This window comes from Pseudomonas sp. FBCC-B545 (assembly GCF_059134095.1).
Map to the genome: position 1 here is coordinate 4,172,384 of NZ_CP101441.1, position 24,854 is coordinate 4,197,237.

General features: G+C 61.3%; 19 protein-coding genes and 1 rRNA gene. 14 read left to right on the plus strand and 6 right to left on the minus strand.

What is annotated here, in order from left to right:
- Positions 1-12: 12 nt before the first annotated feature.
- The 12 genes from NMB39_RS19250 to NMB39_RS19305 all read left to right on the plus strand — a co-directional run bounded on the left by NMB39_RS19250 (position 13) and on the right by NMB39_RS19305 (position 15,184).
- Positions 13-1,452: an undecaprenyl-phosphate glucose phosphotransferase gene (locus NMB39_RS19250; protein ID WP_057024238.1), complete on the plus strand. Its 1,440-nt coding sequence runs from the start codon at positions 13-15 to the stop codon at positions 1,450-1,452.
- The gene (locus NMB39_RS19255; protein ID WP_057024239.1) at positions 1,452-2,912 is read left to right on the plus strand and encodes a mannose-1-phosphate guanylyltransferase/mannose-6-phosphate isomerase; all 1,461 of its coding nucleotides are present in this window, start codon (positions 1,452-1,454) and stop codon (positions 2,910-2,912) included. The genes NMB39_RS19250 and NMB39_RS19255 overlap by 1 nt, the downstream gene beginning before the upstream one ends.
- On the plus strand, positions 2,912-3,823 hold the full coding sequence (locus tag NMB39_RS19260; protein ID WP_057024240.1) for a glycosyltransferase family 2 protein: 912 nt from the start codon (positions 2,912-2,914) through the stop codon (positions 3,821-3,823). The genes NMB39_RS19255 and NMB39_RS19260 overlap by 1 nt, the downstream gene beginning before the upstream one ends.
- A 6-nt stretch (positions 3,824-3,829) precedes the next feature.
- Positions 3,830-4,660 (plus strand): polysaccharide biosynthesis/export family protein, encoded by an 831-nt coding sequence (locus NMB39_RS19265; RefSeq protein WP_494340219.1) that lies wholly within the window; start codon positions 3,830-3,832, stop codon positions 4,658-4,660.
- Between the two features lie 68 nt (positions 4,661-4,728).
- Positions 4,729-6,708, plus strand: a complete 1,980-nt coding sequence (locus NMB39_RS19270) for a GumC family protein (RefSeq protein ID WP_494340218.1) — start codon at positions 4,729-4,731, stop codon at positions 6,706-6,708.
- Positions 6,708-7,889, plus strand: a complete 1,182-nt coding sequence (locus tag NMB39_RS19275) for a glycosyltransferase (RefSeq protein ID WP_494340217.1) — start codon at positions 6,708-6,710, stop codon at positions 7,887-7,889. The genes NMB39_RS19270 and NMB39_RS19275 overlap by 1 nt, the downstream gene beginning before the upstream one ends.
- Positions 7,886-9,226 carry a glycoside hydrolase 5 family protein gene (locus tag NMB39_RS19280; protein ID WP_494340216.1) on the plus strand — a complete coding sequence of 447 codons (1,341 nt, stop codon included), beginning with the start codon at positions 7,886-7,888 and terminating at the stop codon, positions 9,224-9,226. Before NMB39_RS19275 ends, NMB39_RS19280 begins: the two co-directional genes overlap by 4 nt.
- Before the next feature lie 22 nt (positions 9,227-9,248).
- Positions 9,249-10,463, plus strand: coding sequence for a glycosyltransferase family 4 protein (locus tag NMB39_RS19285; protein ID WP_057024245.1), 1,215 nt, complete (start codon positions 9,249-9,251; stop codon positions 10,461-10,463).
- Entirely contained in the window at positions 10,454-11,557 is a 1,104-nt protein-coding gene (locus NMB39_RS19290; RefSeq protein WP_494340215.1) for a glycosyltransferase family 4 protein, read from the plus strand. Before NMB39_RS19285 ends, NMB39_RS19290 begins: the two co-directional genes overlap by 10 nt.
- Positions 11,557-12,960 (plus strand): O-antigen ligase family protein, encoded by a 1,404-nt coding sequence (locus NMB39_RS19295; RefSeq protein ID WP_494340214.1) that lies wholly within the window; start codon positions 11,557-11,559, stop codon positions 12,958-12,960. Before NMB39_RS19290 ends, NMB39_RS19295 begins: the two co-directional genes overlap by 1 nt.
- The gene (locus tag NMB39_RS19300) at positions 12,957-13,778 is read left to right on the plus strand and encodes an acyltransferase (RefSeq protein WP_494340213.1); all 822 of its coding nucleotides are present in this window, start codon (positions 12,957-12,959) and stop codon (positions 13,776-13,778) included. The genes NMB39_RS19295 and NMB39_RS19300 overlap by 4 nt, the downstream gene beginning before the upstream one ends.
- The gene (locus tag NMB39_RS19305; RefSeq protein WP_494340212.1) at positions 13,778-15,184 is read left to right on the plus strand and encodes a lipid II flippase MurJ; all 1,407 of its coding nucleotides are present in this window, start codon (positions 13,778-13,780) and stop codon (positions 15,182-15,184) included. Before NMB39_RS19300 ends, NMB39_RS19305 begins: the two co-directional genes overlap by 1 nt.
- A gap of 59 nt (positions 15,185-15,243) precedes the next feature.
- Here NMB39_RS19305 and NMB39_RS19310 read toward each other — a convergent pair whose 3' ends face one another.
- The 3 genes from NMB39_RS19310 to NMB39_RS19320 all read right to left on the minus strand — a co-directional run bounded on the left by NMB39_RS19310 (position 15,244) and on the right by NMB39_RS19320 (position 19,038).
- Entirely contained in the window at positions 15,244-15,822 is a 579-nt protein-coding gene (locus NMB39_RS19310) for a DUF4174 domain-containing protein (protein WP_046069001.1), read from the minus strand.
- A gap of 152 nt (positions 15,823-15,974) precedes the next feature.
- The gene (locus tag NMB39_RS19315) at positions 15,975-16,607 is read right to left on the minus strand and encodes a glutathione S-transferase N-terminal domain-containing protein (RefSeq protein WP_046069002.1); all 633 of its coding nucleotides are present in this window, start codon (positions 16,605-16,607) and stop codon (positions 15,975-15,977) included.
- A 73-nt stretch (positions 16,608-16,680) separates the two neighbouring features.
- Positions 16,681-19,038 (minus strand): DNA polymerase II, encoded by a 2,358-nt coding sequence (locus NMB39_RS19320; RefSeq protein WP_494340211.1) that lies wholly within the window; start codon positions 19,036-19,038, stop codon positions 16,681-16,683.
- A gap of 220 nt (positions 19,039-19,258) precedes the next feature.
- Between NMB39_RS19320 and NMB39_RS19325 the strand changes: the two genes are divergently transcribed.
- Positions 19,259-21,472 (plus strand): TonB-dependent receptor, encoded by a 2,214-nt coding sequence (locus tag NMB39_RS19325; protein ID WP_057024251.1) that lies wholly within the window; start codon positions 19,259-19,261, stop codon positions 21,470-21,472.
- Positions 21,473-21,514: 42 nt separating this feature from the next.
- Here the strand turns inward: NMB39_RS19325 and NMB39_RS19330 are convergent, their stop codons facing one another.
- Positions 21,515-21,982 carry an SRPBCC family protein gene (locus NMB39_RS19330; RefSeq protein WP_306957545.1) on the minus strand — a complete coding sequence of 156 codons (468 nt, stop codon included), beginning with the start codon at positions 21,980-21,982 and terminating at the stop codon, positions 21,515-21,517.
- A 99-nt stretch (positions 21,983-22,081) separates the two neighbouring features.
- On the opposite strand from NMB39_RS19330, the gene NMB39_RS19335 reads away from it, so the two are divergent.
- Positions 22,082-22,483, plus strand: coding sequence for a GFA family protein (locus NMB39_RS19335; RefSeq protein ID WP_494340210.1), 402 nt, complete (start codon positions 22,082-22,084; stop codon positions 22,481-22,483).
- Between the two features lies 1 nt (position 22,484).
- Here the strand turns inward: NMB39_RS19335 and mrdA are convergent, their stop codons facing one another.
- Positions 22,485-24,377: a penicillin-binding protein 2 gene (gene mrdA / locus NMB39_RS19340; RefSeq protein WP_198719884.1), complete on the minus strand. Its 1,893-nt coding sequence runs from the start codon at positions 24,375-24,377 to the stop codon at positions 22,485-22,487.
- Positions 24,378-24,598: 221 nt separating this feature from the next.
- Positions 24,599-24,714, minus strand: a 5S ribosomal RNA gene (gene rrf, locus NMB39_RS19345).
- Positions 24,715-24,854: the final 140 nt, after the last annotated feature.

Here is a 24,854-nt window from a genome sequence, read left to right on the forward strand (position 1 = left end):
AGGATCTGATTTATGCGCGCTAAGTCGTCGGTCGATAGCCTGTTTTTGACTCGTCCCGGTTTTGTTGAGTTTTTCGTTGTTTTCGTAAAACTGATCCACGGCCTGACTTCAGTCTTGCCAGCGATCATCTTGTTGTTCTACCCGGACCCAGTCGCCGAGCACATGCGCAATCACTACCTCGGCCTGCTGGTGTTCTTTGCGCTCCTGACCATCATCCTGTTCCAGGCCCTTGGGGTGTACTCCGAGGATCTGTTCAGCAACCGCCTGCGTTTTCGCGTGATGCTGGTGGCCTGGGTCTCGGCGTTTTGCATCCTCTTGTTCATGTACCAGATCCTGCTCCTGTTCCCGCAGTTGAGCCCGCGCAACCTGGTGGCGTGGTTTTCCATGAGCCTGGTGCTGTTCGGCGTGGAGCGGATATTGATGCTGCGCCTCTACCGCCATTTGATGAAGAACGGCAAGTTCTTGCAGCGCACGGTGATCCTGGGTTTTACCGAGACGGCGGTCCACGTGGCCGAACACCTGTCGCGCAATAGTGATATCCGTTCCGGCCTGATCGGTTTTATCGACGACCGTACCGAGCGCATCCCCAAGGAATTGAGCCGCCTGCCGTTGTTGGGTAATACCCGCGACCTGGAAAAGCTGATCCGCGGCGAACAGGTCAATCAGGTGATGATCACCCTGCCCTGGGCCGCCGAACAGCGCATCAATGGCTTGGTCAAGCGCCTGCGGCAGATGTCGGTGAACGTCATGCTGGTGCCGGACATGGCCGCCTTGCGCTATGGCCATAACCGCATCACCGATGTGGGCGGCATCCTGATGTTCAACACGTCGCAGTTGCCACTGCGCGGCTGGTCGCCCTTTATCAAGCGTTGCGAAGACCTGCTTCTGGCCAGCGTGGGCCTGCTGCTGCTGTCACCGCTGATGCTGGTGACCGCTATCGCGATCAAACTCGATTCCAAGGGTCCGGTGCTGTTTCGCCAGAAGCGCTTTGGCTACAACGACAACCTGATCCGCGTGTTCAAGTTCCGCTCGATGTATGTCGAGCAGACCGACCTCAACGCCGAGAACCAGACTACGCGCCTGGACCCGCGCATTACCCGGGTAGGCCGGATCATTCGCAAGACCAGCATCGATGAGCTGCCACAACTGTTCAACGTGCTGCTGGGCAATATGTCGATGGTCGGCCCACGGCCCCATGCCACGGCCACCAAGGCCGCCGGGATTCCGTTCGAGCAAGCGGTCAGCGAATACAGCTCGCGCCATCGGGTCAAGCCGGGCATCACCGGCTGGGCGCAGATTAACGGCTACCGCGGCGAAACCGACACCCTGTTCAAGATCCAGAAGCGGGTCGAATACGACCTGGAATACATCGCCAAATGGTCGGTGTGGCTGGATCTGTACATCGTTTTCATGACGATTCCTGCCGTTCTTTCCACCAAGGAAGTCTATTGATGAACCCACTTAACGGCTTGATTCCCTGCATCATCTCCGGTGGTTCGGGCACGCGGCTGTGGCCGGTTTCGCGGCAGAACATGCCCAAGCCCTTCATGCGCATGCGTGACGACCAGAGCCTGTTGCAGAAGACCTTCCTGCGCGCCAGTCACTTGCCGGGGGTGGACAGCATCCTGACGGTAACCAACCGCGACCTGCTGTTTCGCACCCTTGACGACTACCGCGCGGTGAACACACAGCGACTGGCCCTCGACTTGCTGTTGGAGCCCTTTGGCCGTAACACCGCCGCCGCCATCGCCGTGGCCGCGTTGCATGTGCAGGAACATTTCGGCGCTGACGCGCAGCTGCTGGTGATGCCCGCCGACCACCTGATCCTCGATGAAAGCGCTTTTGCCCAAGCAGTGGAAAAAGCCCGCGCACTGGCCGAGGCCGGTTATTTGGTGACCTTTGGTATCCAGCCTGACCGTGCGGAAACCGGCTTTGGCTATATAGAACAAGGGGCGCCGCTGGGTGTTGGGTTCCAGGTCCAGCGCTTTGTCGAAAAACCCGACCAGGCCACCGCCCAAGGCTACCTGGACGGCGGCAGGCACCTGTGGAATGCCGGAATGTTCTGCTTCAAGGCTGGCACTGTGCTGGACGAATTGACCCGCCACGCACCGCAGGTCCTGGACGCAGCCAAGGCCGCACTGGAGCACAGCCAGAGCCTGCAAAACAGCAGCAGTCGCCAGCGCGAACTGAGCCCGGAAGGTTTTGGCACCGCACCGGATATCTCCATCGACGTGGCCCTGATGGAAAAATCCGCTCAGGTCGCGGTAGTGCCCTGCAACATTGGCTGGAGCGATATCGGCTCCTGGGAAGCCCTGCGCGAACTCACGCCCAGTGACGACAATGGCAACCAGATCAATGGCGAGGCGGTCCTGCACGACGTGCATAACTGCTATATCGATTCGCCCAAGCGCGTACTCGGTGCAGTGGGCGTGCGCGACCTGATCATCGTCGACACCCCGGACGCACTGCTGATCGCTGACGCCCACCGCAGCCAGGATGTGCGGTATATCGTCGCCGAACTCAAGCGCCAGAATCACCCGGCGTTCAGCCTGCATCGCACCGTCACCCGCCCCTGGGGCACCTACACGGTGCTGGAAGAAAGCACGCGGTTCAAGATCAAGCGCATCGTGGTCAAGCCCAAAGGCTCGCTGTCCCTGCAAATGCACCATCACCGCAGCGAGCATTGGGTGGTGGTCAGCGGCGCAGCGATGATCACCAATGGCGAGCGGGAAATCCTGCTCAACATGAACGAGTCCACCTACATTCCTGCCGGGCACAAACACCGCCTGACCAACCCCGGCATCATCGACCTGGTGATGATCGAGGTACAGAGCGGTGAGTACCTGGGTGAAGACGACATCGTGCGCTATGACGACATCTACGGCCGTGCGCCGGTTGAAGTGAAACCCTGATGCGTACCTCCCTGATCATCCCCACCCGCAATGCGGCCAGCCATCTGGACCGCTTGCTGCCTGCCCTGCGCATGCAGACCTTGCAACCGGACGAGATGCTGGTGGTCGACAGCGCCTCCAGCGATGACACCGTGGCGCGCTTGCGCGAATTCGGCGCGCGCGTGGAAGTGATCGATGCCGGTGATTTCAATCACGGCGGCACCCGGCGCTGGGCCAGCGAGCAGGTGGGTGGCGACGCGTTGATCGTCATGACCCAGGACGCAATCCCCGCCACCGCCGAGACCTTCGCCAACCTGATCGCCGAACTGCAACTGGAACCGCTCAATGGCGTGGCCTATGGCCGCCAACTGCCGCACCCCGGTGCAGGTGTGTTGGGAGCCCAGTCGCGGCACTTCAATTACCCAGCGACCAGCCGCAGCAAAAGCCTGGCCGATGCAACACACCTCGGGATCAAGACCTGCTTCAGCTCCGACTCGTTTTCGGTGTACCGGCGCAGCGCGCTGCAGGCGGTGGGCGGCTTCCCCCAGGATGTGATCGGCAGCGAAGACGCCTACGTCGCCGCACGCATGTTGCTGGCCGGCCACCAGGTGCGCTACGCCGCCAGCGCGCAGGTGTATCACTCCCACGATTACCGCTTGCTGGAAGAGTTTCGCCGCTACTTCGATATCGGTGTGTTCTACGGCCGCGAGCCGTGGATTCGCCAGGCGTTTGGCGACGCCGGCGGTGAAGGCAAACGTTATGTACTGGCCGAACTGCGCGCATTGCGCGAGGCCAATGCGCTGCACCGCGCGCCCGAAGTGGTGGTGCGCAGTGCCTTTAAATTGCTGGGTTATCGCCTCGGCCACCTTGAACGCTACTTGCCCAACTCGCTTAAACGGCGCCTGGGCATGTTTTCCACCTACTGGACTTGAGCCGTCATGAAGACTATCAACCGACGTTCCCGTCTTACCCTGTTCAGCCTCTTGAGCGCCTCAATCTGGCTGGCGGGTTGTTCGACCCCCGCGCGGGTGCCGCTTCCTGACAACGATACGCTCAAGGCCGGCCATCAAGCGGCACTGACCCTGGCCGACCTGCCGCCGCCGCAGGTGCTGATCCAGAGCGGCGACTCGCTGCGGATCGTGCGCGATGCCCAGGAACCGGCGGCAGCCGATGACATGACGGTGTTCGTGGTGCGCCCCGACGGCGTGATCTCGGTACCCAATATTGGCCGGGTCAAGGCCGCCTTGCGCACGCCCGAAGACCTGGGCAAGGAAATCACCGAGAAGTACAAGCGTATCTACCGTGAACCGGCGGTGACGGTAAACATCGCCAGCGCACCGAGCAACAAGGTGTTTATCGGCGGTGCGGTGCCCAACCCGGCGTTTTTCGACCTGGCCGGCAACGTCAGCGTCGAGCAGGCGCTGCTCAGTTCCGGTGGTGTATTGCCCTCGGCGGATGCCTCTAACGTGGCCTTGATGCGCACCGGCCCGGATGGCAAGTACAGGACGTATTTCATCAGCCTGGAAAGCATGTTGACCAACGCCAATCACCCGCGGGTGGCGTTGCAGCGCGGCGACTTGATCTTTGTGCCGCAGTCGGGCATCGGCGCGACGGTGGAGGCTGTGGATATGTACTTCACACGGCTGTTTCCGATCAACAAGGGGATTGGTATTGGTTTGAATTATGACCTCAATGACAGCGGCGTGAAAAACAGCGGGAACACGACTAATGGCCCTATAAATATCTTTCCCTCAGGCACAACTCCTTGATCGTTACCAGATTGAGTTGACTGCAATCTTCGCATTCAGCGTTAAACAATTTTCAATGGAGTAATCCTGTGATCGAAATCCGCTCTCTTCGCGACCTGCTGCGGCTGTTTTTCATCTACCGCCGCGAATTCAAACTGGCAGTGATCACCACGATTGTCGTCGCGGTGCTGGGTGCCTTCCTGCTGCCGGCTCGCTACGAGTCCGACGCGCGCTTGCTGGTCAAGCCAGGGCGGGACAACACCACGTTGCCGATCGAAGCCGCCAACCGCCAGACGCTGATTGCCCCGAGCACCCAGCACGACCCGATTGTCGACGAAGAAAAAATGCTCACCGGCCGGCCTATCGTGCATATCGTTGCCGAGCGCTATATGGCGATGACCTCCGAACCGCCACAAGGCTTCTGGAAGGTCACCAAGTTCTACGTCAAAAAAGGCGTTGGCGAAGTCATCAATGGCGTGCGCAGCGTGCTGCAGTTCGTAGGCCTTGCCGAGAAACAAAGCCCGCTTGAACGCCTGGCGACCTCGTTGGAGAAGAACTTCAAAGCCGGTCACGAGCCGGGCTCTTCGGTGATCGAGATTTCCTTCACCTGGGACGACCCGGCGGTGGCGCAAAAAATCGTCGAGGAATGGGTCAATGCCTACCTTGAGGAACGTGCGCGGATCCTCGGGCGCAAAAGCCTGCATACCTTCTATGAAACCGAGCGCGCCAAGGTGGCGGAAAATATCCAAAGCCTGAAGGACCAACTGCAAGGCCGTCTGAAGCAGATCGATTCGATCAGTGTCGATGCGCGCCTCAAGAACCTGACCAGCCAGATCGACCGCGTCACCGACGCCAAGGTCAGCGCGCAAAACCAGATCTCGGGGATCCGCAGCCTCCTGGCCAACGCCAGCCAGCAGATCAAGAGCCAGCCGGCGGACGTAGTGACGATGCGCGAAACCAGCCTCAACCCCACCCAACTGGACCTCAAGCGCCAGCTCAATGCGCTGCAAGTGGAGCGAGCACGCCTGCTGCGCACCTACCTGCCGGGCACGCCGCAGGTCAATCAGATCGAGCAGAACATCCGCGACATGGAAGCCCTCAGCGCCCAGGAAGCCACACGCCTGGAGCGCTCGCAAAACACCGCGCCCAACAGCCTGGTGATCAACATCAAGCAGCAAGTGATCGACGCCCAATTGCAAGAGCGCAAACTGGCCGGCGAAATCGAGAACTACGACAAGACCCTCGCCGAGCTGCGCGACCAGCGTGACAAGGCGATGACCGATGAGCCGGAACTCAACAAGCTGAGCCAACAACTGCGCGCCGCCGAAAAAAGCTACGCCTTGTACTCGGACAATCTTGAACAGGCGCGAATCGACCACGAACTGGACAACAGCCAGATCAGCAACATCGCCCTGATCGAACACGCCACCCTCAACCCGTCACGCGTGTTTCCCAAGAGCCTGCTGATTCTGTTGTTCGCCATTCCCGCCGGCGTGGCCGTGGGCTTGTTGACCATCTATGTGCTGTACCTGCTGGACCAACGCATCCACGACGGCACCCGGTTGCAGGAGATGTTTCATGTGCCGCTGTGGAGCAGCATCCCCGATGTGCAGGACGCAACGCCGGCAGCCGTCACCGCCAGCCTCTATCGCCTCTACAGCCTGCTGCCCCTGGAGCGCATCGCCAGTGAAGGCTTTGCCCTGGGCCTGACCTCGGCGCGGCATGGCGAGGGCGTGACGTTTATCGTCGAGCAGCTCAAGCGTCTGTTGGAGGAGCGTGGCCACCGCGTCTCGGTCAATGGGGCAAACGCGCCCACGCCGGGTGAAGTGCTGTTGCTGGATGCCTCGGCCTTGTCGTCCAACCCCCAGGCCTTCCTGATCCTGCGCCGCGCCGACCAGATCGTACTGGTGATCGAAGCTCGCACCAGCACAGTGCCGACCATCGAAAATGCTGTGTCGCTGCTGACCACCGCGTTCGGCAAAGTGGACGGCATGATCCTCAACCGCCGCCGCTTTGAAGTGCCGGCCAAGGTCCTGGCACGAATCAACAGCTGGCGCGGTGCGGCCTGATGCGTATCGCGCTGCTGGCACCGCTGCCACCGGAGCAGACCGGGATCGCCGATTACGCCGCACACTTGCGTAGCGCGTTGATCGAACTGGGCCTTGAGGTGGTGACCCCTCTCGCGGGCTGCCAGAACCTGCCTGAACAATTGCGGCGCCTGCAGGCCTTTGACTGGACCGGCGTGGACCTGGTCCATGCCGAGCTGGGGGGTGGGCGCTTCGGTGAGTTCCAGGCGCTGGACTATCTGCGCCGGGCGCAACCGCACCTGCCTTTGACCGCCACGGTGCATGATCCGGAGCGTCTGATCTGGCGCAGGGCCAAGCTGTTTTTCCCCTTGACCCTGCTCGAACGCCTGCCCCACCCGCTGCCCCAGGCGGCGGCACTGCTGGCCGACCCGCTGACCTTGCGCGAAGAACGGCGCCTGGCCAAAGGCATGCGCCGCCTGATCACCCTCACCCGCCTGGGCGGCGACTGCCTGCGCGAACGCATGGGCCTGCGTCCGGAGCAAGTGGCGGTTATCGCCCACGGCAACCTGCCCATTGCGCCCCAGGCATTGGCGCCGCTTGCGCCGTTGCGTCTGCTGTATTTCGGCTTTATCTATCGCGGCAAGGGCATTGAGGACCTGCTCCAGGCCCTGGCCCAGTCACTGGCCGCCCACCCCCAGTGCCGAGGCCAAATACGCCTGACCCTGGCCGGCGGCACCGCCCCGGAAATGACTTTTGACCCGGCCGGTAACTACCTTGATGGCCTGCGCCAACAGATCAGCGCGCTGCACCTGGAGGATGTGGTGGATTGGCAACTGGACCTGCCATCGACCCAGATCCCTTCTACGATCCAGGCGCACCACGTGATGGTATTGCCTTACCGCGAATCGAAAAAACTCAGCTTCCTGGGGCAGATGCGTGGCACCAGCGGCGCGTTGTCGTGGGCCAATGCCTGCGGGCGCGGGGTGATCACCTCAAACGCCCGTGCCTTTGCCGAAGAAGTGGCCGGCGGCAATGGCATCACCTATCAGCAGGGCGATATCGATTCCTTGAGCAACGCATTGAACCGCTTGATCCTAGACCCGCAACAGGCCCGGCAATGGGCCGCCCAGGCTGGGGAAATCGGTCGCCAACGCCAGTGGGCCAACACGGCCCAACGTTTTGCCGAACTCTTTCGGGATGCTTGTGAGGAGCCGTTGCGATGAAGATTTCATCCGTTCGCCCGATGTGGCGTTATCTGCCGCTGGTGTTGGCAATCGCCGTCGGGGGCGCCCTGCTGTCGAGTGAAAAAGTCGATGCACAACCGGTGAATCTGGCCCCGGAGCGCAGCGTGGCATGGAAGGATTTTCTCGGCATAAATGCGCACTTTCTGTGGTTCAAGCCCGAGCAGTACCGCAAGCAGATCAACCAATATAAGAAGCTGGGATTGCAATGGGTGCGGGTCGACCTGCACTGGGATCGCCTGGAGCCCAAGGAAGAGGGTTATCAGCTCAGCACTTTCGATGAACTGGAGCGCACCCTGACTGCCGAAAAAATCCGCTCGGTATTTTACCTGGTGGGTTCGGCGCCCTTTATCACCACCGCCCCCAAGGGCGCGCCGTTCCAGGACCAGTATCGGCCACGGGACGCCGGCATCTACGCAGCGCGTCTGGCGCTACTGGCCAAACGCTACCCGAATATTGATGCCTGGCAAGTGTGGAACGAACAGAACCTGCCGAACAACTGGCGCCCCAAAGTCGACGCCAAGGAGTACGGGCAATTGTTATTGGCCAGTCACCAGGCCTTGAATATTGCCGCGCCCGGCAAACTGCAGGTCATGGGTGGCATGGCGTACTACAGCCAGATGCCTCCCCGTGGCAAAACCCTGATGTTTGAAGCGCTCGGCGCGCTGGGGGTGCAAAGCCTGGGCATGGTCGCGGCCTATCACCCCTATTCGATGACCCCAGAAACCGATGAGCCGGGCAAGAACGAAGTGCTGCTGCGCGGCGATCAACTCAATGCAATGCTGCATGGCGCCGGGATCAAGCAGGTGTGGGCCACTGAGTGGGGCTGGTCCAGCTATGCCGGCCCCAAGGAAATGCAGGACCTGATCGGTATCGACGGGCAAGCCGACTACACCTTGCGCCGCCTGGCCTTGATGGCGTCCCAGGACTACCAGAAGATTTTCCTGTTCGCCCTCTCCGACCTCGACGAGCGTGCCTCGCCGCGAGACCAGCATTACGGCCTGCTGGACCTCAACGGCGAGCCGAAGCCGGTGTACACCGCCCTCGCCCGCTTCCTCGAGATCACCGGCCCCACTCTTCAACCCGGCGTCACGCCGCAGCTCAAGGATATACCGGACAGCTTCTACAGCGTGGCCTGGACTCGGCCTGACGGCAAGCACCTGCTGATGTACTGGAGTGCCGAAGGCAGCAGCATCAGCCTGCCCGGGATTAAACGCGCAGAACTGCTGGACCCGCTGACCGGAGCCCGACAGACCCTGAGTGACGACAACGGTATTCGCCCCGTGGTGAAGCCGAGTTTGCAGATACTGGTGTGGTAGCGCCGGGCATGGAGAACGACACATGAGAATCCTATGGATTGTGCCCTACCTGCCGTGGCCGACCACCAGCGGCGGCAAGACCCGGCAGTACCATTTGCTGCGCACCTTGAGTGAGCGCGGGCACCGCATCACGCTGCTGGCGCAATCGAAAACGCCGGCCGATGACGCGGCGCACGCAGCCCTTGAGCCGTTGCTCGAGCGCTTGATCGTGGTGCCGCGCCGGCCACTGAAACACCCGCTGACCCTGCTCGCTGGCGTGTTCGCGCCGTGGCCGCTGTTGACCACGGTCAACGGCCTGTCCGCACCGTTGCAGGCGCAATTTGCACAACTGTTGAACGAACACTGGGACGTGATTCAGATGGAACACAGCTACAGCCTGCAGCCCTTCATGCGTACCTTGCAGCAGCGTCGGCGCGCGTTTGTGCTGACCGAGCACAACCTGGAATCAAGCCTCGGCGGCGCCACTTACGACCGCTTCCCCAAGTGGGCCGCGCCGTTCGTGCAGTACGACCAATGGCGCTGCCGACAGTGGGAGCGCAAGGCGTTCGATGCCGCCGCCCATGTGATCGCGGTGACCGAGGCGGACGCCCAGGCCATGCGGCCGTTGTCCTCGACGCCGGTGAGCGTGGTGGTCAATGGGGTCGACAGCCGCGCCTTCGCCGAGGTCAATGCCGACGCGCAAAGCCAGCGCCTGTTGTTTGTCGGCAACTACGAATACGCACCGAACCTGGACGCCGTGCAGTGGCTGCTCGAGGAAATTTTCCCCAGGGTCTGGCGGCAGTGCCCGAATGCGCGCCTGGCGGTGGCAGGTTACGGCTTGCCCGAACACTGGCGCAACCGCTGGCCGGATGAGCGTATCGAGTGGCTGGGATTCGTTCCCGACCTGTGCGCCTTGCAACGCCGCTGTGCCGGGTTTGTCGCCGCGTTGCGCCACGGCGGCGGCTCCAAGCTCAAGGTGCTGGAGGCGATGGCCGCCGGCTTGCCGCTGGTCAGCACTGCCCAGGGCGTCTCCGGCCTTGCAGTAAAGCCACAGGACCATTACCTGGCGGGCGAAAGCGCCGAGGCCTTGGCCGACGCCGTCGTGCGCTTGCTGGATGAACCGTCTCTGGCTCGGCAACTGGCCGATGCGGCACGCGACTACGCACGTCACTATCACGATTGGGCGGTGGCTGGTAACGAACTGGAGCACATCTACCGCACCTTGCTCACCGCCAAGGAGCCGCAGCCATGCGCGTAGCCCTGGACTATCGCCCCGCCACGGTTGCGCCGTCGTCTGGCATCGCTCGCCAGGTCCTGGCCCTGGAGCACGCCCTGCGCGCGCGAGCCGATACCGAGGTGCTGCTGTTCAGCGAAGCCCCCCTGGACCACCCGCAGCGCCAGACCGCCATTTGCCCGGCCTGGGCCAGCCCGCTGGACGGCCTGCAGCGCCCACAAGTGCGCCTGGGTTTCGAGCGCAGGTTTTTGCCCAAGGCCTTGCACGCGCAGCAGATCGACCTTTACATCGCCACCGCCAATATGGGCTTGCCGCTATGCCGCAAACCCGCGGGCACCCGCTATGTGCTGGTGCTGCATGACCTGTTTCAGCTGACCCACCGTAACTTTCATCGCTCCAGGCTCAAGGCCCTGGCCTATCGCTTGATTGACGGCGCGTCGATTGCCTGGTCGGTGTGGCAGGCTGACCGGGTGTGGTGCCCTTCGCAGTTTTCCTGCAACGAAGCCGCCCGCGTGTTCCCTTGGGCCCGGGCGAAATTCCGGGTGCTGAGCAACCTGGTACCCGAATTGAATGCAGCGCCAGAGCCGCTGCCGGCAAGCCTGCCGGCGCGTTACTGGTTGGTGGTGGGCACCCGGGAACCGCGCAAGAACATGGTGTTTTTCCTGCGCCAATGGCAGGCCTGTCGTACGGCGAACCCTGATGTACCGGACATGGTGCTGGTGGGCCATGCCAGCGATGTACCGGCAGACCTTGGCGAACTGCCGGGCCTGCATTGGTGCAGCGATTTATCGGACGGCCAACTGCAAGCACTTTACCGGCATGCCGCCTGCCTATGGCAGCCTTCCTATGCCGAGGGCTTTGGCCTGCCGGTGGTGGAAGCCTTGAGTGTCGGCACGCAGGTGGCGGTAGCACGCGGCTCCGCCCTCGACGAAGTCGCGCCGCCCAGCGCTCCGCGCTTCGACCCCCACGATGCCGGGCAACTGCAAGACGTCATGCGACAACTGGCCGCCCCAGACGCAACGGTAGACCCGCAACCGCAAATCGACTGGGCCCGGCAATTTGCCGAGCCCGCCTATCGCTCGCGTCTGGACACTTTGCTCAAGGAATTGGACCGCTAATGCTGCCAGGAAAATTCGTTAGTCTGCTCCTGGGCCTGGTCTTCGGCGGCTTGCTGTTGGCCCTTTCGCCGATAAAGGTCCTGCTGGTCGTGGCCGGCATGGGCGTGGCCTTGACCCTGATCCGCTTCCCCCTGTGGGGCTTGCTGATTTTCGCCGTGTTGGCCACCAGCATTCCCTACACCACTTTGGAACTGGGAATCCGCACCACCGTGAGTGAAGCGGTGCTGGGGCTGACCTGGGTCGGGGTGTTCTGGCAGTCGTTTATCGGCAAGACCCGTGGCTTGATACTGTGGCGTCCGACCGAGCGCGCGCTGATGTGGCTGATGCTGTTCAGCACCATTCCGTTTATCTGGGGCATGGTCATCATCCATGCCGAAGGCAATGGACCGGTGAACTGGATGCGCTGGCTGATGAACCTGTCGCTGCTGTTTATCGTGCCGTTGCTGCTACGCACCGACGCCGACCGCGACAAGGTCGTGGTCGCCCTGCTGCTGGGTAACCTGGCGATGCTGTTGCTGTCGATTTTCATGTTTCTGAAGACACGCAACGCGATGTCGATGATCGATATCCTCACCGACCTCAAGTATGCCCACCCGGAAGCGGTGAAGGATATTTTCTCCGCCAACTACACGCGCATGGCCTCGCCCTGGGTGCACCCCAACCTGACCGGCGGCGTGCTGGTGCTGTTTATTCCCCTGGCGCTGTTCTATGGCTGGACCCGCAGCGGCTGGCGTCGGGCGCTGGGCCTGGCGGTGGCGGTGCTCGGTTGCGCCGGCCTGCTGCTGAGCATTTCCCGTGGCGCCATCGTGGCTCTGGCGCTGGTCTTGATCTGGCTGACCTACAAGCGCGTGCCTAACAGTGGGCGCATTATCGGTATCGGGTTGGCGTTTGGCATCGCGCTGGTGATGTTCTACCCGCCGCTGCAGGACCGCTTGATGACCATCTTCTCGACCACCAACGCCAGTACCGAAATCCGCTTCGACGAATACGCCAGGTTCCCCGACGCCATGTCGAAATTCCCCCTGGGGATCGGCTTCAAGATCGACCCGCCCGTACCCGGCAGCAACCTGTTGGGGATCTCTAACCTGTGGCTGAACTTCATCTACAAGGTCGGCATTCCAGGAATGTTGTTGTTTATCACCGTCACGGTGCTGTGGTGGCGGGAAGTCCGTCCCTTGGGCCAGGTGCGCAAGGTCACCGCCGACAATGCCCTGTGGCTGGGATGCATTTGTGGCGTGTTGGCAGCGCTGCTGACGGGGCTTTTCGACCACTACTTCAGCTTCACCTTTGTACTGATCGCACTGTTCTGGCTATTGATGGGCATGAGCCTGCAACAGGTGCGCTTGCGCCCCACCGTTACCAGCGCTGTTCCTGTTATTGCGCCAAAGGATGACCAACCATGAAGCACCGGATAATTCACTCTACCGATTTGCGCGACCGCCTCCCTATGCTGGCCGGTGAACTCGGCGTAAGCCTGCCCGACCTGGAAGAAGCGCTGGATTGGTGCCTGGCCAACGACGTGGTGTTTGAAGACGGCGAAGGCGAGAACAAGCGTTTCTGGATCAGCTCCATCGACCTGGAACCCACCCTTGAGCACCCGGTGGCCCGCCGCCTGTTCCACCGTCTGAAACAGGACCTGCCGTGCCAGCTACTGCCGCGCTACGGCAAAAACTGGGCAACTATCAAGGATCGCTGGCGCAACGCCTGGGACATGGCCTACAACATCTTGATCAACAAAATCCCCAGCCACCATGTACGTATTGCCTGGCTGCGCCTGGGAGGCGCGAAGATCGGCAAGGGCTCAAGCCTATGGCGTAACACCGAAGTGCTGGGCATCCACAATCTGGTGGTGGGTGACGACTCGGTGATCGGCTGGCATTGCCAGGTGGACGCACGCGCCGGGCTGGTGATCGGCAACCACGTGGCGATTGCCTCTCACGTGCTGATCATCGCTGGCAGTCATGATTTGCAGGCCCCGGAGTTCTGGTCGATTTCCGGGTCAATCTACATCGACGACTACGTGTGGATCGGCAGCCGTGCGCTGATCGGTTTCGGCACCCATCTGGGCCATGGTTCGGTGATAAGCGCCAACACCGTGGTGGCCAAAGCCGTGGCCCCCTACAAAATCATTGGCGGTACAGGCGCCAAAATCATGGGTGAACGTTGCCATGATCTGAACTATAAGGTGGGTGGCAAGGGCCTGTTCACCCTGTTCCACTGATGTTCGGCAGCACCCTCTGGCTGACCCTGGCGACTCTCGCCGGGCTGGTGGCCGGTTTTGCCCGCGAATGGCTGCTGGTGGCGGCTTGGGGCGCCGGTAGTCGCAGCGACGGGTTTCTGGTGGCGGTGTTTTTGCCCGAAGCGCTGCGCATGACCCTGGCCGCCGGCTTGCTGGCAGCGGCAGCCCTGCCCCTTTATCAACAACGCGACCCACAACGCCAGCAAGCCTGGCTGGCCAGCCTGTCTCCACGCCTGCTGGGCGTAGGCCTGGGCCTGTTTGCCGTGCTGGCGCTGGGCGCGCCGCTGTGGGTACGCCTGATCGGTCCCGGCCTGGACGCTGCGGCCCACGCCGAAGCCGCCGCCAACTTGCGCTGGCTGGCCGCCTGTGCACCGGGCCTGGTGATGCATGCCTTGTTCAGTATTCCGTTGCAGGCACGCCAACGTTTTGTCCTGCCAGGGCTGGGCTCGTTACTGTTCAACCTGCCCCCCGTGCTGTACCTGTTCATCCGTGGCAGCGCAAGCGACAGCACCGAACTGGCCATGAGTTTTTTTGCCGGCAGCGTATTGATGTGCCTGCCATTGCTGGTGCCGGTCTGGTCCTTCGGCTGGCGGCCGTGGCAGGTCGCTGGCGACGCCCTGGCGGGCCGCGAATTGCTGGGGCGCATCGGGCCATTGCTGGCCAGCAATGTCGCCAGCCAGGGCCTGGCATTGCTCGAGCGATTGATCGCCAGTTACCTGGGGGAAGGCGCCGTCACTTGGGTCAACCTGGCACGCAAACTGATCAATCTGCCCTTGATCGCCCTGATGAGCCTCAACCAGGTACTGCTGGGCATGATGAGCGGCGAACAAGGCCAGCAGCGCCTGGCTCTGCTGCGCCGGGGCCTTGATGCAACAACCCTGCTCAGCCTGCCCGCCGCCCTCGGCCTGATCGGCGCCAGCCCCGTGCTGATTCATCTGCTGATGCCCGCCCAAAGCGCCGACGGCCCACTGCCGGCGCTGCTGGCCTGGTTCGCGACGCCATTGGTGTTCGGCGCCTGGAACGCCATGCTTGCCCGCTACGCCTATGCCGGCGGCGACACGCGTCTACCGTTGCGGTGCGAACTGCTGGGCAGTGTGATCAACGCCATACTCCTGCTGCTGTTGCCGTACTTTTTTGGTCTGCCGGGTATTGCACTGGCGGCGTTGGGCGGGGTTGTCGTCACCAATCTGCTGCTGATGCAACGCCAGCAATTGCTTGGGCAACTGGGCTGGCCGCTGCAATGGGGGCTGAGTGCAGTGTTATTGGGCTTTGCAGCCGTCATATTGCACCCGTTGCACAATGACGGCTGGCAACTGGGCCTGAGTACCTTGACGGGCGCACTGGTATTGGGGGGGTTGGCTGGGTGGTTCAAACCATGGAAAGCGTGAAGTAGAACCACCGCTGCAACTGCCTGCGCAGGACCTGGTAAGCCAGCTCCTGCGCGGACTCAGTCATCCAGCTGTTGAGGAGCAGCCTGCTTGGCTGCCTTACCCGTTTTGGGAGCGTTCTTGCCAGGTGCAGGTTCTGGCGCAGCTGGCGCGGTCGGCGCAGCCGCTTCTTTCTCGGCCATCGGCATCTGGTCGATAGCGCTGAAAAACTCCTTGAGGTCGAGGGTGTCCGGTGGCACGGTCTTCTCGAGTTTCTTCTCTCCGTCCTTGCCGATCAGGATCACCTTGGTGCCGCTGCCGGCCCCCAGCTTTAGGGCGCGGATCAGTGCGTTGGTTTCCGGTGGCGTAAGTTTCTTGTTGTCCTTGGCTTCCTTGGCGAACTTCTCACCTTCGGCGCCGATGCTGCCGAACTTCACGGTGTAGAACACCATGTTGCGCTCTTCAAAGGACTGCTTGGTGGCAGGTTCGTCCAGCTGTTTCCTGATAGTCGCCAAGGTGTCGTTGCCGGAATCCAGCTCCACCACCACCAGCGGCCGGGCCTTGCCCAGGTCCTGCTTGAGCGGATCGATATCATCAGCGGCCAGCAACGGCCCCGTAAAAGCCATCAAGGTAGCCAGGGTCAGCGACCGGATGAGCATGCGCACCTCCTTTGAATTCCATGCAGGGTTCTTGAGTTTCATGTCTGCGACAGCCAAATTCAAGGATGATTCCTACACCACCATGAGAAGCGTAGGTCAGGACGCCCGCTACGCAAGGGTTGGGGGCTGACCAGGGCCATTGTTTCTTCTGGTTACGAGACCTTCCACTGCGGCCAATGCCGGGCAAAAACGGGCGCAACAACAGGGTCGGCGTCCACTCGTTCCAGGGTCTGCGCAAAGCCCGGCGCCAGTCTTGCGAGCTCCTCACGCGCCTCATCCCAACGTGACACTGCCGCCGCCATGATCCCCAGTGCATTCGGCACACCGGTGGGCGTGAACAGCTGGTCGGCAAACTGCTCGGCGAACACCACCCACGCCTGGTGCAAATAGCGCCGAGTACCCGCAATCAATTGTGCTTGCAGCGCCTCATCCGCGTTGCCCAGCCAGCGTTGTGGGTAGTCGATGATGCCGATTGCCGAATAGCAATTGGCGGCGATGTACAGCAGGCCGCGCAGGATCTGCGTGCGATTGCCGGCCAGCAGCTCGGCTTCGGGATATTCCAGGCCCAGGTGGATCAGGATAGCGGCGCTTTCGGTCAGCACCTGGCCGTCGGGAGTGACCAGGGTGGGGATCTGTTTCAGCGGATTGATGCGCGCGAGCGCGTCGCTGCCCTCGCCCTCCTGCCAGGAACTGGCGTCCACGCGATGCCACGGCACCGCGCAACGCTGCAGGGCAATTTCGATCATGCAGGAACCGGATTCGTCGGTGCCGTAGAGTGTGTACATGGGCCTTTGCTCCTCATCGCAGCATTTTGATTTGCACTAGCCAGGCCTGGCTAGCGGCCATACCGAATCAAGTTTAGAACAAGCCCATCTGCCCGCCCACCAAGGTGCCGAAATCGTCATTCACGAACGGCAGGATCGCATCGGCCACCGGCTGCAATTGTCGGGTGACGTAGTGGTCGTAGTCGATGGGCGCTTGCCGCACTTCCAGCGGCTCCGGGCCGTTGACGCTGATCACATAGCTGATCCAGCCACCGCGCTGGTACTGGCGCGGGCGCCCCAGGCGGTCGTTGTACTCGTCGGCCAGGCGCGCGGCTCGTACATGGGGCGGGACGTTGCGCTCGTAGTCGTGCAAAGGCCGGCGCAGACGCTTGCGGTAGATCAGCAGCTCATCGAATTCGCCGCTCAACGTACGCCGAACGTAGTCGCGAATGTAATCCTGATGGGGCTGGCGATGGAAGATGCGCTGGTAGAGTTCCTGCTGGAATTGCCGGGCCAGGGGCGACCAGTCGCTGCGCACGGTTTCCAGGCCCTTGTACACCATTTCTTCGCTGCCATCGTCGCGCACGACCAAACCGGCGTAGCGCTTTTTGCTGCCCTCCTCCGCGCCACGGATGGTCGGCATCAGGAAGCGACTGAAATGGGTTTCGTATTGCAACTCCAGGGCGCTCTGCAAGCCGTACTCCTTGCTCAGGTGCGTACGCCACCAATCGTTGACGTGTTGCACCAGCGCCAGGCCGATGCGATTGGCGTCCTCCGGGGCGTGGGCGCTGCCAAGCCAGACGAAGGTGGAGTCGGTGTCTCCGTAGATCACCTCGTAACCTTGGGCCTCCACCAGCTCGCGGGTCTGGCGCATGATCTGGTGCCCACGCAGGGTGATCGAGGACGCCAGCCGCGTGTCGAAGAACCGACAGCCGCTGGAGCCGAGCACGCCATAGAAAGCGTTCATGATGATCTTCAGGGCTTGGGACAGCGGCGCGTTATGTTCGCGCTTAGCCACTTCGCGGCCCTCGGAAACGCGGGTGACGATCGACGGCAAACAATGACGGGTGCGGGAAAAACGCGCGCCGCGAAAACCTTCCACCGACTCACTGTCGTCGGGATACTTGAGGCCTTCGATCAAGCCCACAGGGTCGATCAGGAAGCTGCGGATGATCGACGGATAGAGACTTTTATAGTCCAGCACCAGCACCGACTCGTAGAGGCCCGGACGGGAGTCCATGACAAACCCGCCTGGGCTGGCTTGGGGCGGTTTGTCACCCAGGTTCGGCGCGACGAAGCCCTGGCGGTGCATCAACGGCATGTACAAGTGGGTGAATGCGGCGACCGAACCGCCGCTGCGGTCAGCAGGCAATCCGGTGACACTGGCCCGCTCCAGCAGGAACTTGAGCAGCTCGGTCTTCGCGAAAATCCGCGTGACCAGTTCGCAATCCTTGAGGTTGTAGCGCGCCAGGGCCGGCTTGTCCTCGGCGAACATGCGGTTGATTTCGTCCATGCGCTGGTAGGGCGTGGAGATGTCCTTGCCTTCGCCGAGCAGGGTTTGCGCGACGTTTTCCAGGCTGAAGGATTCGAAGCTCCAGGTGGCCGAACGCAAGGCTTCGATGCCGTCGATGATCAGCCGTCCCGCCGCCGCGGCGAAGTAATGGTTGCGACTGCCGTGTTCGCGCCAGGTCATGGCTTCACCGCCACGCCCGAGCAGCAGGGGCACGTTCAGGCGCTGGGCATGTTCGTGGAGCACGCGCAGGTCGAACTGCACCACATTCCAACCGATGATCGCGTCGGGATCGAAAGTGGCCAGCCATTGGTTGAGGCGCTCGAGCAGTTGGGCACGGGTGTCGCAATAGTCGAGCCTGAAGTCCACCGCGTCGGGTTTGTTCGGCGGGCCGAGCATGTATACCTGGCGTTCGCCGCAACCCTCGAGGGCAATGGAATACAGATCGCCCTGGGCGGTGGTCTCGATGTCCAGGGACACCAGCTTCAATTGCGGACGGTAGTCAGGAGCGGGCTTCATCTGCGCGTCGAGCAAGGCGCCGTTCGCGTCGGGCGTGCCGCCGAACCACACGGGGGCAGTGATAAAGCGCTCCATCATGTAACGCTCGGGTGGGCGTACGTCACCTTCGTAGACATCGACCCCGGCAGTGCGCAGGCGCTTTTCGATGTCCATCAACTGGCGGTGCTGGCGGGCATAAAGGCCCAAGACCGGGCGATGGTGGAAGTCGCACAGTTGCAACGGGCGCAGCTCAAGATCGCGCTCGCCCTTGAGCAGCCAATCGAGCGGCTTGCGGTGCGCCTCGGGGATGAACACCACCGAGGTCTGCGCGGGCAGGCGAATGCAGCGAGGCCCATGGTCGGTGGCCAGCCAGAAACTGACCTCCGTGCCCGCCGGGGTGTCGCGCCAATGCCGGGTCAAAACAAAACCCTGCTGTAAATCCACCGTACCGCACCTCAGGAATCGCGTTAAGGGCGTGATTCTACTCGGCATCCGTGCAAACGCGGCAGGTTAACGCGCATCCAGACGGTCATCTCATAAATTTGTTGCAGATCGTTAATAGTAATTACTATCATCTGCGCTGGAGTCGTATTCGCGCAGTGAGGAAGCGCAAAGTCGTTGTCCACTTCCTCACACCGTTGACGGTTCGCCGTCAGGATCGATCATGCCCATCTGTAACGCTCCCACTGTGCCGTTTCGCCCTACCCTGCTCGCCCTTTGCTGTTCCCTGAGTTTTGCTGCACAGGCGGCACCGCCAGCGGGTGCGGATAACGCATTGGAGCTAGGCGCAACCAGCATCAATGCCGAAGCGCCCGCGCCCACCGCATTGCCACCCGAGTTTGCAGGTGGCCAGGTGGCACGCGGTGGCCAATTGGGTGTACTGGGCAACCAGGACATCATGGACGTGCCCTTCAGCATGTCCTCCTACACCGAGAAACTGATTCGCGACCAGCAGGCGGAAACCGTCGGCGACGTGTTGCTCAATGACTCTTCCGTGCGTCAGGCCTCGGGGTATGCGAACCAGTCACAGACTTTCATGATCCGTGGCCTGCCGTTGAATGGCGACGACATTTCCTATAACGGCTTGTATGGCATCCTGCCGCGCCAGATCATCTCCACCGACGCCCTGGAGCGCGTAGAAGTGTTCAAGGGCCCCAACGCCTTTATCAATGGCGTCACCCCCACTGGCTCGGGGATTGGCGGCGGTGTCAACCTGCAACCCAAGCGCGCCGATGATGTACCGCTGCGGCGGTTCAGCACCGACATCAGCAGCGATGGGCGGATTGGCGAGCACTTGGATATCGGCCAGCGTTTCGGTGAAGACAACCAGTTTGGCGCACGGGTCAACCTGTCCCAGCGCGAAGGCGATACCGGCATTGACGATGAAAACCAGCGTTCGAAGCTGTTTGCGGTCGGCCTCGACTACCGCGGCGATGCGTTGCGCCTGTCCGGTGATTTTGTGTATCAGAAGCAACGTATCAACGGCGGACGCAACTCGGTATTCCTCGGCAAGATCACCCACGTGCCGGATGCGCCCTCGGCAGATACCAACTATGCGCCGAGCTGGAGCAGTACCAACCTTGAAGATACCTTGGGGATGCTGCGCGCCGAGTACGACCTGAACGAGAACTGGACCGCCTATGCAGCAGCGGGTGCCAAGCACAGCCGTGAGATGGGGCGCTACTCGTCGGTGACCTTGAGCGATAACTTCGGTAATGCCAACGCCAGCGGTTCGACCATCGCCCGCGAAGAAAACAACACCAGCGCGATGGGCGGCCTGAACGGCAAGTTCCAGACTGGGGCCGTCAGTCATCGGCTCAACTTCGGCCTGGCTGGTATCTGGACCGAGGAGCGCAACGCCTATGTGTTTGCCAGCGCCAAGACACCGACCAATATCTATCACCCTGTGACCGGCGCACCACCGGCCTTGAACAGCCCACGCAATACCCCAGGTACCGACTTCAGCGACCCGACTATCACCGGCAAGACTTTCGTGCGCAGCGCAGCAGTGTCCGACACTCTCGGCTTCTTCGATGACCGCCTGCTGGTGACCCTGGGTGCCCGCCGCCAACAGATGGTGGTACAGAGTTACAACTACATGAGCGGCAGCCGCACCGCCAACTATGACGAATCGATCACCACGCCGGTGTACGGCATCGTGTTCAAGCCATGGGAGCATGTGTCGCTGTATGCCAACCGCATCGAAGGCCTGGCACAGGGCCCGACGTCGCCGCTCAAATCAGGCGAACTGACGGTCATCGGTGGCGGGCAAGCCTATGCGCCCGCGCGCTCCAAGCAGATCGAAGCTGGCGTCAAGGTGGACATGGGCACCTATGGCGCGACACTGGGCGTCTATCGTATCGAGCAGCCCGGCGCAGGTTATGCCGAGGCCATCGACGCCACCACGGCGCGCTACGTGCGTGAAGGCGAGCAGATCAACAAGGGCGTCGAGCTGAACGTCTTCGGCGAACCGGTCAGCGGCCTGCGTTTGCTGGGCGGGGTGACGCTGATGAAGACCGAACTCAAGGGCACCCTCAACGGCGCCAATGACGGTAACCGTGCCATTGGCGTGCCTTCATTCCAGCTCAACGCCGGCGTGGATTGGGATGTACCCGGCCTGCAAGGCGTGACCCTCAGCGGCCGCATGCTACGCACCGGCGGCCAGTACGCCGATGCAGCCAACAACCTGAGCCTGCCGGCCTGGAACCGCTTCGACGTCGGTGCGCGCTATACCTTCACACTGGATGAGCGCGAGGTGACGGTGGGCGCAACGGTGGAGAACGTCGCCAACCAGAAGTACTGGGAATCGGCCCAGGGTGGGTTCCTGAGCCAGGGTGATCCGCGAGTGGCGAAGTTGTCGGCGACGATTGATTTCTAAACGCGTGAAAACATGGGGGGCTGAACTCCCCCTTGTATCCCATCACTTCGGTGGGGTTTCGCTCAGGTAGTTTTCGATGTTGCCCATCTGCTCATCCCAGCCACGGGAGTTCATCTTGAAGGCTTTCTGGCGCCGGGCCTCGGGCACGTTGTCAAAACCGGATTCAACAACCCGCAACAAGATGCCCGGCGCACGATCCTCAATGGTGAACTCCACCAGGGTCGGTGTTTCCTCGTCGTAGTCGACGCCCGCTTCTACCGCGTAAGGGTGCCACCAGAAAGAAAACAGCGTTTGCGGCAGGATGCGTTCGATCCTGACCTTCCACACCACATGTTCGTAGCCTGGATAGGTAATCGGCGCTTCGAGGGTTTCCCCGGCAACAAAGGTTTTGCCCTTGAGCGCGATACCGAACCAATCACCAAATTGCTCGGCCTGCGTCAGTGCCTCCCAAACCTGCTTGCGTGATGCGTTGAGCAGGACTTTTCGTTCGATGCGATCTAATACGTGCATGAGTCACCTCCTCCATTGAACAGTAGGCGACATCGATCAATGCGCAACCTTCAGTTGTGCGCGATGATGATGGCCCCATCCTCGACCTGGCCATAGGTTATGACTGACCCATTGAATGGAAGTTGCTTGTGCAAAGCCGTGCGCTACCAGGTGGACAGCCTGGACATGCCCATCAGTCACTGCCACTGCACAAGCTGTCGCAAGGCGCACGCGGCCGCGTTTGTCGCCACGGCCGGGGTGATGCGCGAGCATTTTCGCTGGACGCAGGGTGAAGAGCTGCTGTCGTCCTTTGAATCTTCACCGGGCAAACGCCGGCATTTCTGCTCACGCTGCGGCTCACATCTGATCGCCGAACGTGGCCATCAGCCTCACGTGATTGTGCGGGTGGCGACGCTGGATGATGACCCAGGCACCCGGCCCACCTCGCATATCTGGACGTCCCATGAGGTACCCTGGCTTGCCTATGACGGCGTTGAGCGCTGGGACGAATGGAAGGCCTGAGTCAGACGCGTGGGTCGCCTGGCGCCTTGGCGGGTGTCGCATATTGCGGTTTGAGATGACCTTCCTGGTCGAGCAGCCAAGCGTCCATGATCTGTCGCACCACGGGCCCGGCCACACGGCCGCCGGCCTCACCGTTTTCGATCATGACTGAAATCACGATTTTCGGATGTTCGGCCGGCGCGAAGCCGACGAACAAGGCGTTATCGCGATGGCGCTCCAACGTCTTGTTGCGGTTGTAGCGCTCACCCTGCTTGATCGCCACTACCTGGGCGGTACCACTCTTGCCGGCGATGCGATATTGGGCACCTTGCGCTGCGGCCCGGGCAATACCGCGTGGATCGTGCATCACCAATTGCATGCCGTGGTTGACCTGCTCCCAATCACGCGGATCCTTGAGGACCACGTTGGGCATCGGGTTTTCGTCCACGGGGGGTATGCCATTGATGGTCTTGGCCAGATGTGGCCGGTTCCAAACACCTTTGTTGGCGATCAATGCGGTGGCCTGGGCCAATTGCAGCGGCGTCACCTGCATGTAGCCCTGGCCGATACCGAGGATCACGGTTTCACCCGGGAACCATGGCTGGCGACGGGTCGCACGTTTCCAGGCCTGGGAAGGCATCAGGCCCGCAGACTCTTCGAACATGTCCAGGGATACTTTCTGACCGAGGCCGAACTCGGCGAGATAGTCATGTAGACGGTCGATGCCCAGCTTGTGGGCCAGGTCGTAGAAGTAAGTGTCGTTGGAACGCATGATGGCCGCGTCCATGTCCACCCAGCCGTCGCCGCTGTGATTCCAGTTGCGGTATTTGTGATCGAAGTCCGGCAGCTGGTAGTAACCGGGATCGAACACCCGGGTTTGCGGGGTGACAACGCCACTGTCGAGGCCGGCGATGGCCACTTCCGGCTTGATGGTGGAACCCGGCGCATAGAGCCCGCGCAGTACGCGGTTGAACAGTGGGCGGTCGATGGAATCGTGCAGCGCAGCGTATTCTTTGAAGCTGATGCCAGTGACGAACAGGTTAGGGTCGAAACTCGGCTTGCTGACCATCGCCAGTACTTCACCGGTTTGCGGATCCAGGGCCACCACTGAACCGCGACGGTCGCCCAAGGCCTCTTCGGCGGCTTCCTGTAGCTTGACGTCGAGGCTAAGGACGATGTTTTTACCAGGGATCGGGTCAGTGTGCTTGAGCACCCGCAATACGCGTCCCTGGGCATTAGTCTCGACCTCTTCATACCCGACGTGGCCGTGCAGTTCGGACTCGTAGAAACGCTCGATCCCGGTCTTGCCGATGGACTGGGTACCGCGGTATTCCACGGAATCGAGGGCCTTGGATTCTTTTTCGTTAATGCGACCGACGTAACCAATGGAATGCGCAAAGTGCGCGCCCAGTGGGTAATGACGAACGAATTGTGGCTCGACGTCCACGCCAGGTAGACGGAACTCGTTGACGGCCAACACGGCGATTTGTTCTTCGGTCAACTCATAGAACAAGGTGACGGGAACAAACGGGTGACGAGCCTGCTTGAGCGCCTTATCGAACACCGCACGGTCTTCGGCAGGCAGGTGCAGCAGATTGACGATTGCGTCCAGCTCGCCCTTGAGATCGGTGGTGCGCTCGCGGGTGATAGTCAGGTTGTAACTCGGACGGTTGTCGGCCAGCACTACGCCATTGCGGTCATAGATCAAGCCGCGAGTCGGGGTGATGGGCAGTACGTGGACCCGGTTGTTTTCGGAAATCGTGGAGTGATAGTCGTACTGCACCACCTGCAGGAAATACATGCGCCCTACCAGGGCACAGGTGATGCCGATCACCAACAGCGCACAGGCGAGCAAGCGCTTGTTGACCAGGCGGTTTTCTTTTTCGTGATCTTTGATAGGTATCGGTTCAGGCATTTCTACAGCATCTCGTTGAAAAAGGTCGACGCCGCCTCCTGCGGATAAAGATCAATCCTTGTGAAAATGTGCTGCACCATACCAAAAATGCAGAAACACTTTGCATCGATTTCCCTCAACGGCAGGTTATTTAATGGGGGGGAGGACCAGGAACTGAGGGCATTTCCGAGCGCCCAAAACAAAACCCCAACTGCTTTCGCAATTGGGGTTTCGGAATTTAATCTTGACGATGACCTACTCTCACATGGGGAAACCCCACACTACCATCGGCGATGCATCGTTTCACTACTGAGTTCGGGATGGGATCAGGTGGTTCCAATGCTCTATGGTCGTCAAGAAATTCGGGTACTGAGTCGTGACCAGCTGGCCTCGCTTCAGCAAATTGGGTATGTGACAGTTGTCGGTGTTTTGTGAGCGTCGAACTTTCGGTTCATTTCGTCTTCACACACCGCAATCTGATGCTCGTTAGAGTAGTCA

Bases quoted from the DNA above. Each gene is read 5' to 3' on its own strand.
- NMB39_RS19250 (WP_057024238.1), top strand. From the start codon at position 13: ATGCGCGCTAAGTCGTCGGTCGATAGCCTGTTTTTGACTCGTCCCGGT.
- NMB39_RS19285 (WP_057024245.1), top strand. From the start codon at position 9,249: ATGAGAATCCTATGGATTGTGCCCTACCTGCCGTGGCCGACCACCAGC.
- NMB39_RS19315 (WP_046069002.1), bottom strand. From the start codon at position 16,607: ATGTACACACTCTACGGCACCGACGAATCCGGTTCCTGCATGATCGAA.
- NMB39_RS19260 (WP_057024240.1), top strand. From the start codon at position 2,912: ATGCGTACCTCCCTGATCATCCCCACCCGCAATGCGGCCAGCCATCTG.
- mrdA (WP_198719884.1), bottom strand. From the start codon at position 24,377: ATGCCTGAACCGATACCTATCAAAGATCACGAAAAAGAAAACCGCCTG.
- NMB39_RS19275 (WP_494340217.1), top strand. From the start codon at position 6,708: ATGCGTATCGCGCTGCTGGCACCGCTGCCACCGGAGCAGACCGGGATC.
- NMB39_RS19300 (WP_494340213.1), top strand. From the start codon at position 12,957: ATGAAGCACCGGATAATTCACTCTACCGATTTGCGCGACCGCCTCCCT.
- NMB39_RS19290 (WP_494340215.1), top strand. From the start codon at position 10,454: ATGCGCGTAGCCCTGGACTATCGCCCCGCCACGGTTGCGCCGTCGTCT.
- NMB39_RS19255 (WP_057024239.1), top strand. From the start codon at position 1,452: ATGAACCCACTTAACGGCTTGATTCCCTGCATCATCTCCGGTGGTTCG.
- NMB39_RS19330 (WP_306957545.1), bottom strand. From the start codon at position 21,982: ATGCACGTATTAGATCGCATCGAACGAAAAGTCCTGCTCAACGCATCA.
- NMB39_RS19265 (WP_494340219.1), top strand. From the start codon at position 3,830: ATGAAGACTATCAACCGACGTTCCCGTCTTACCCTGTTCAGCCTCTTG.
- NMB39_RS19305 (WP_494340212.1), top strand. From the start codon at position 13,778: ATGTTCGGCAGCACCCTCTGGCTGACCCTGGCGACTCTCGCCGGGCTG.
- NMB39_RS19310 (WP_046069001.1), bottom strand. From the start codon at position 15,822: ATGCTCATCCGGTCGCTGACCCTGGCTACCTTGATGGCTTTTACGGGG.
- NMB39_RS19295 (WP_494340214.1), top strand. From the start codon at position 11,557: ATGCTGCCAGGAAAATTCGTTAGTCTGCTCCTGGGCCTGGTCTTCGGC.
- NMB39_RS19280 (WP_494340216.1), top strand. From the start codon at position 7,886: ATGAAGATTTCATCCGTTCGCCCGATGTGGCGTTATCTGCCGCTGGTG.
- NMB39_RS19325 (WP_057024251.1), top strand. From the start codon at position 19,259: ATGCCCATCTGTAACGCTCCCACTGTGCCGTTTCGCCCTACCCTGCTC.
- NMB39_RS19335 (WP_494340210.1), top strand. From the start codon at position 22,082: ATGACTGACCCATTGAATGGAAGTTGCTTGTGCAAAGCCGTGCGCTAC.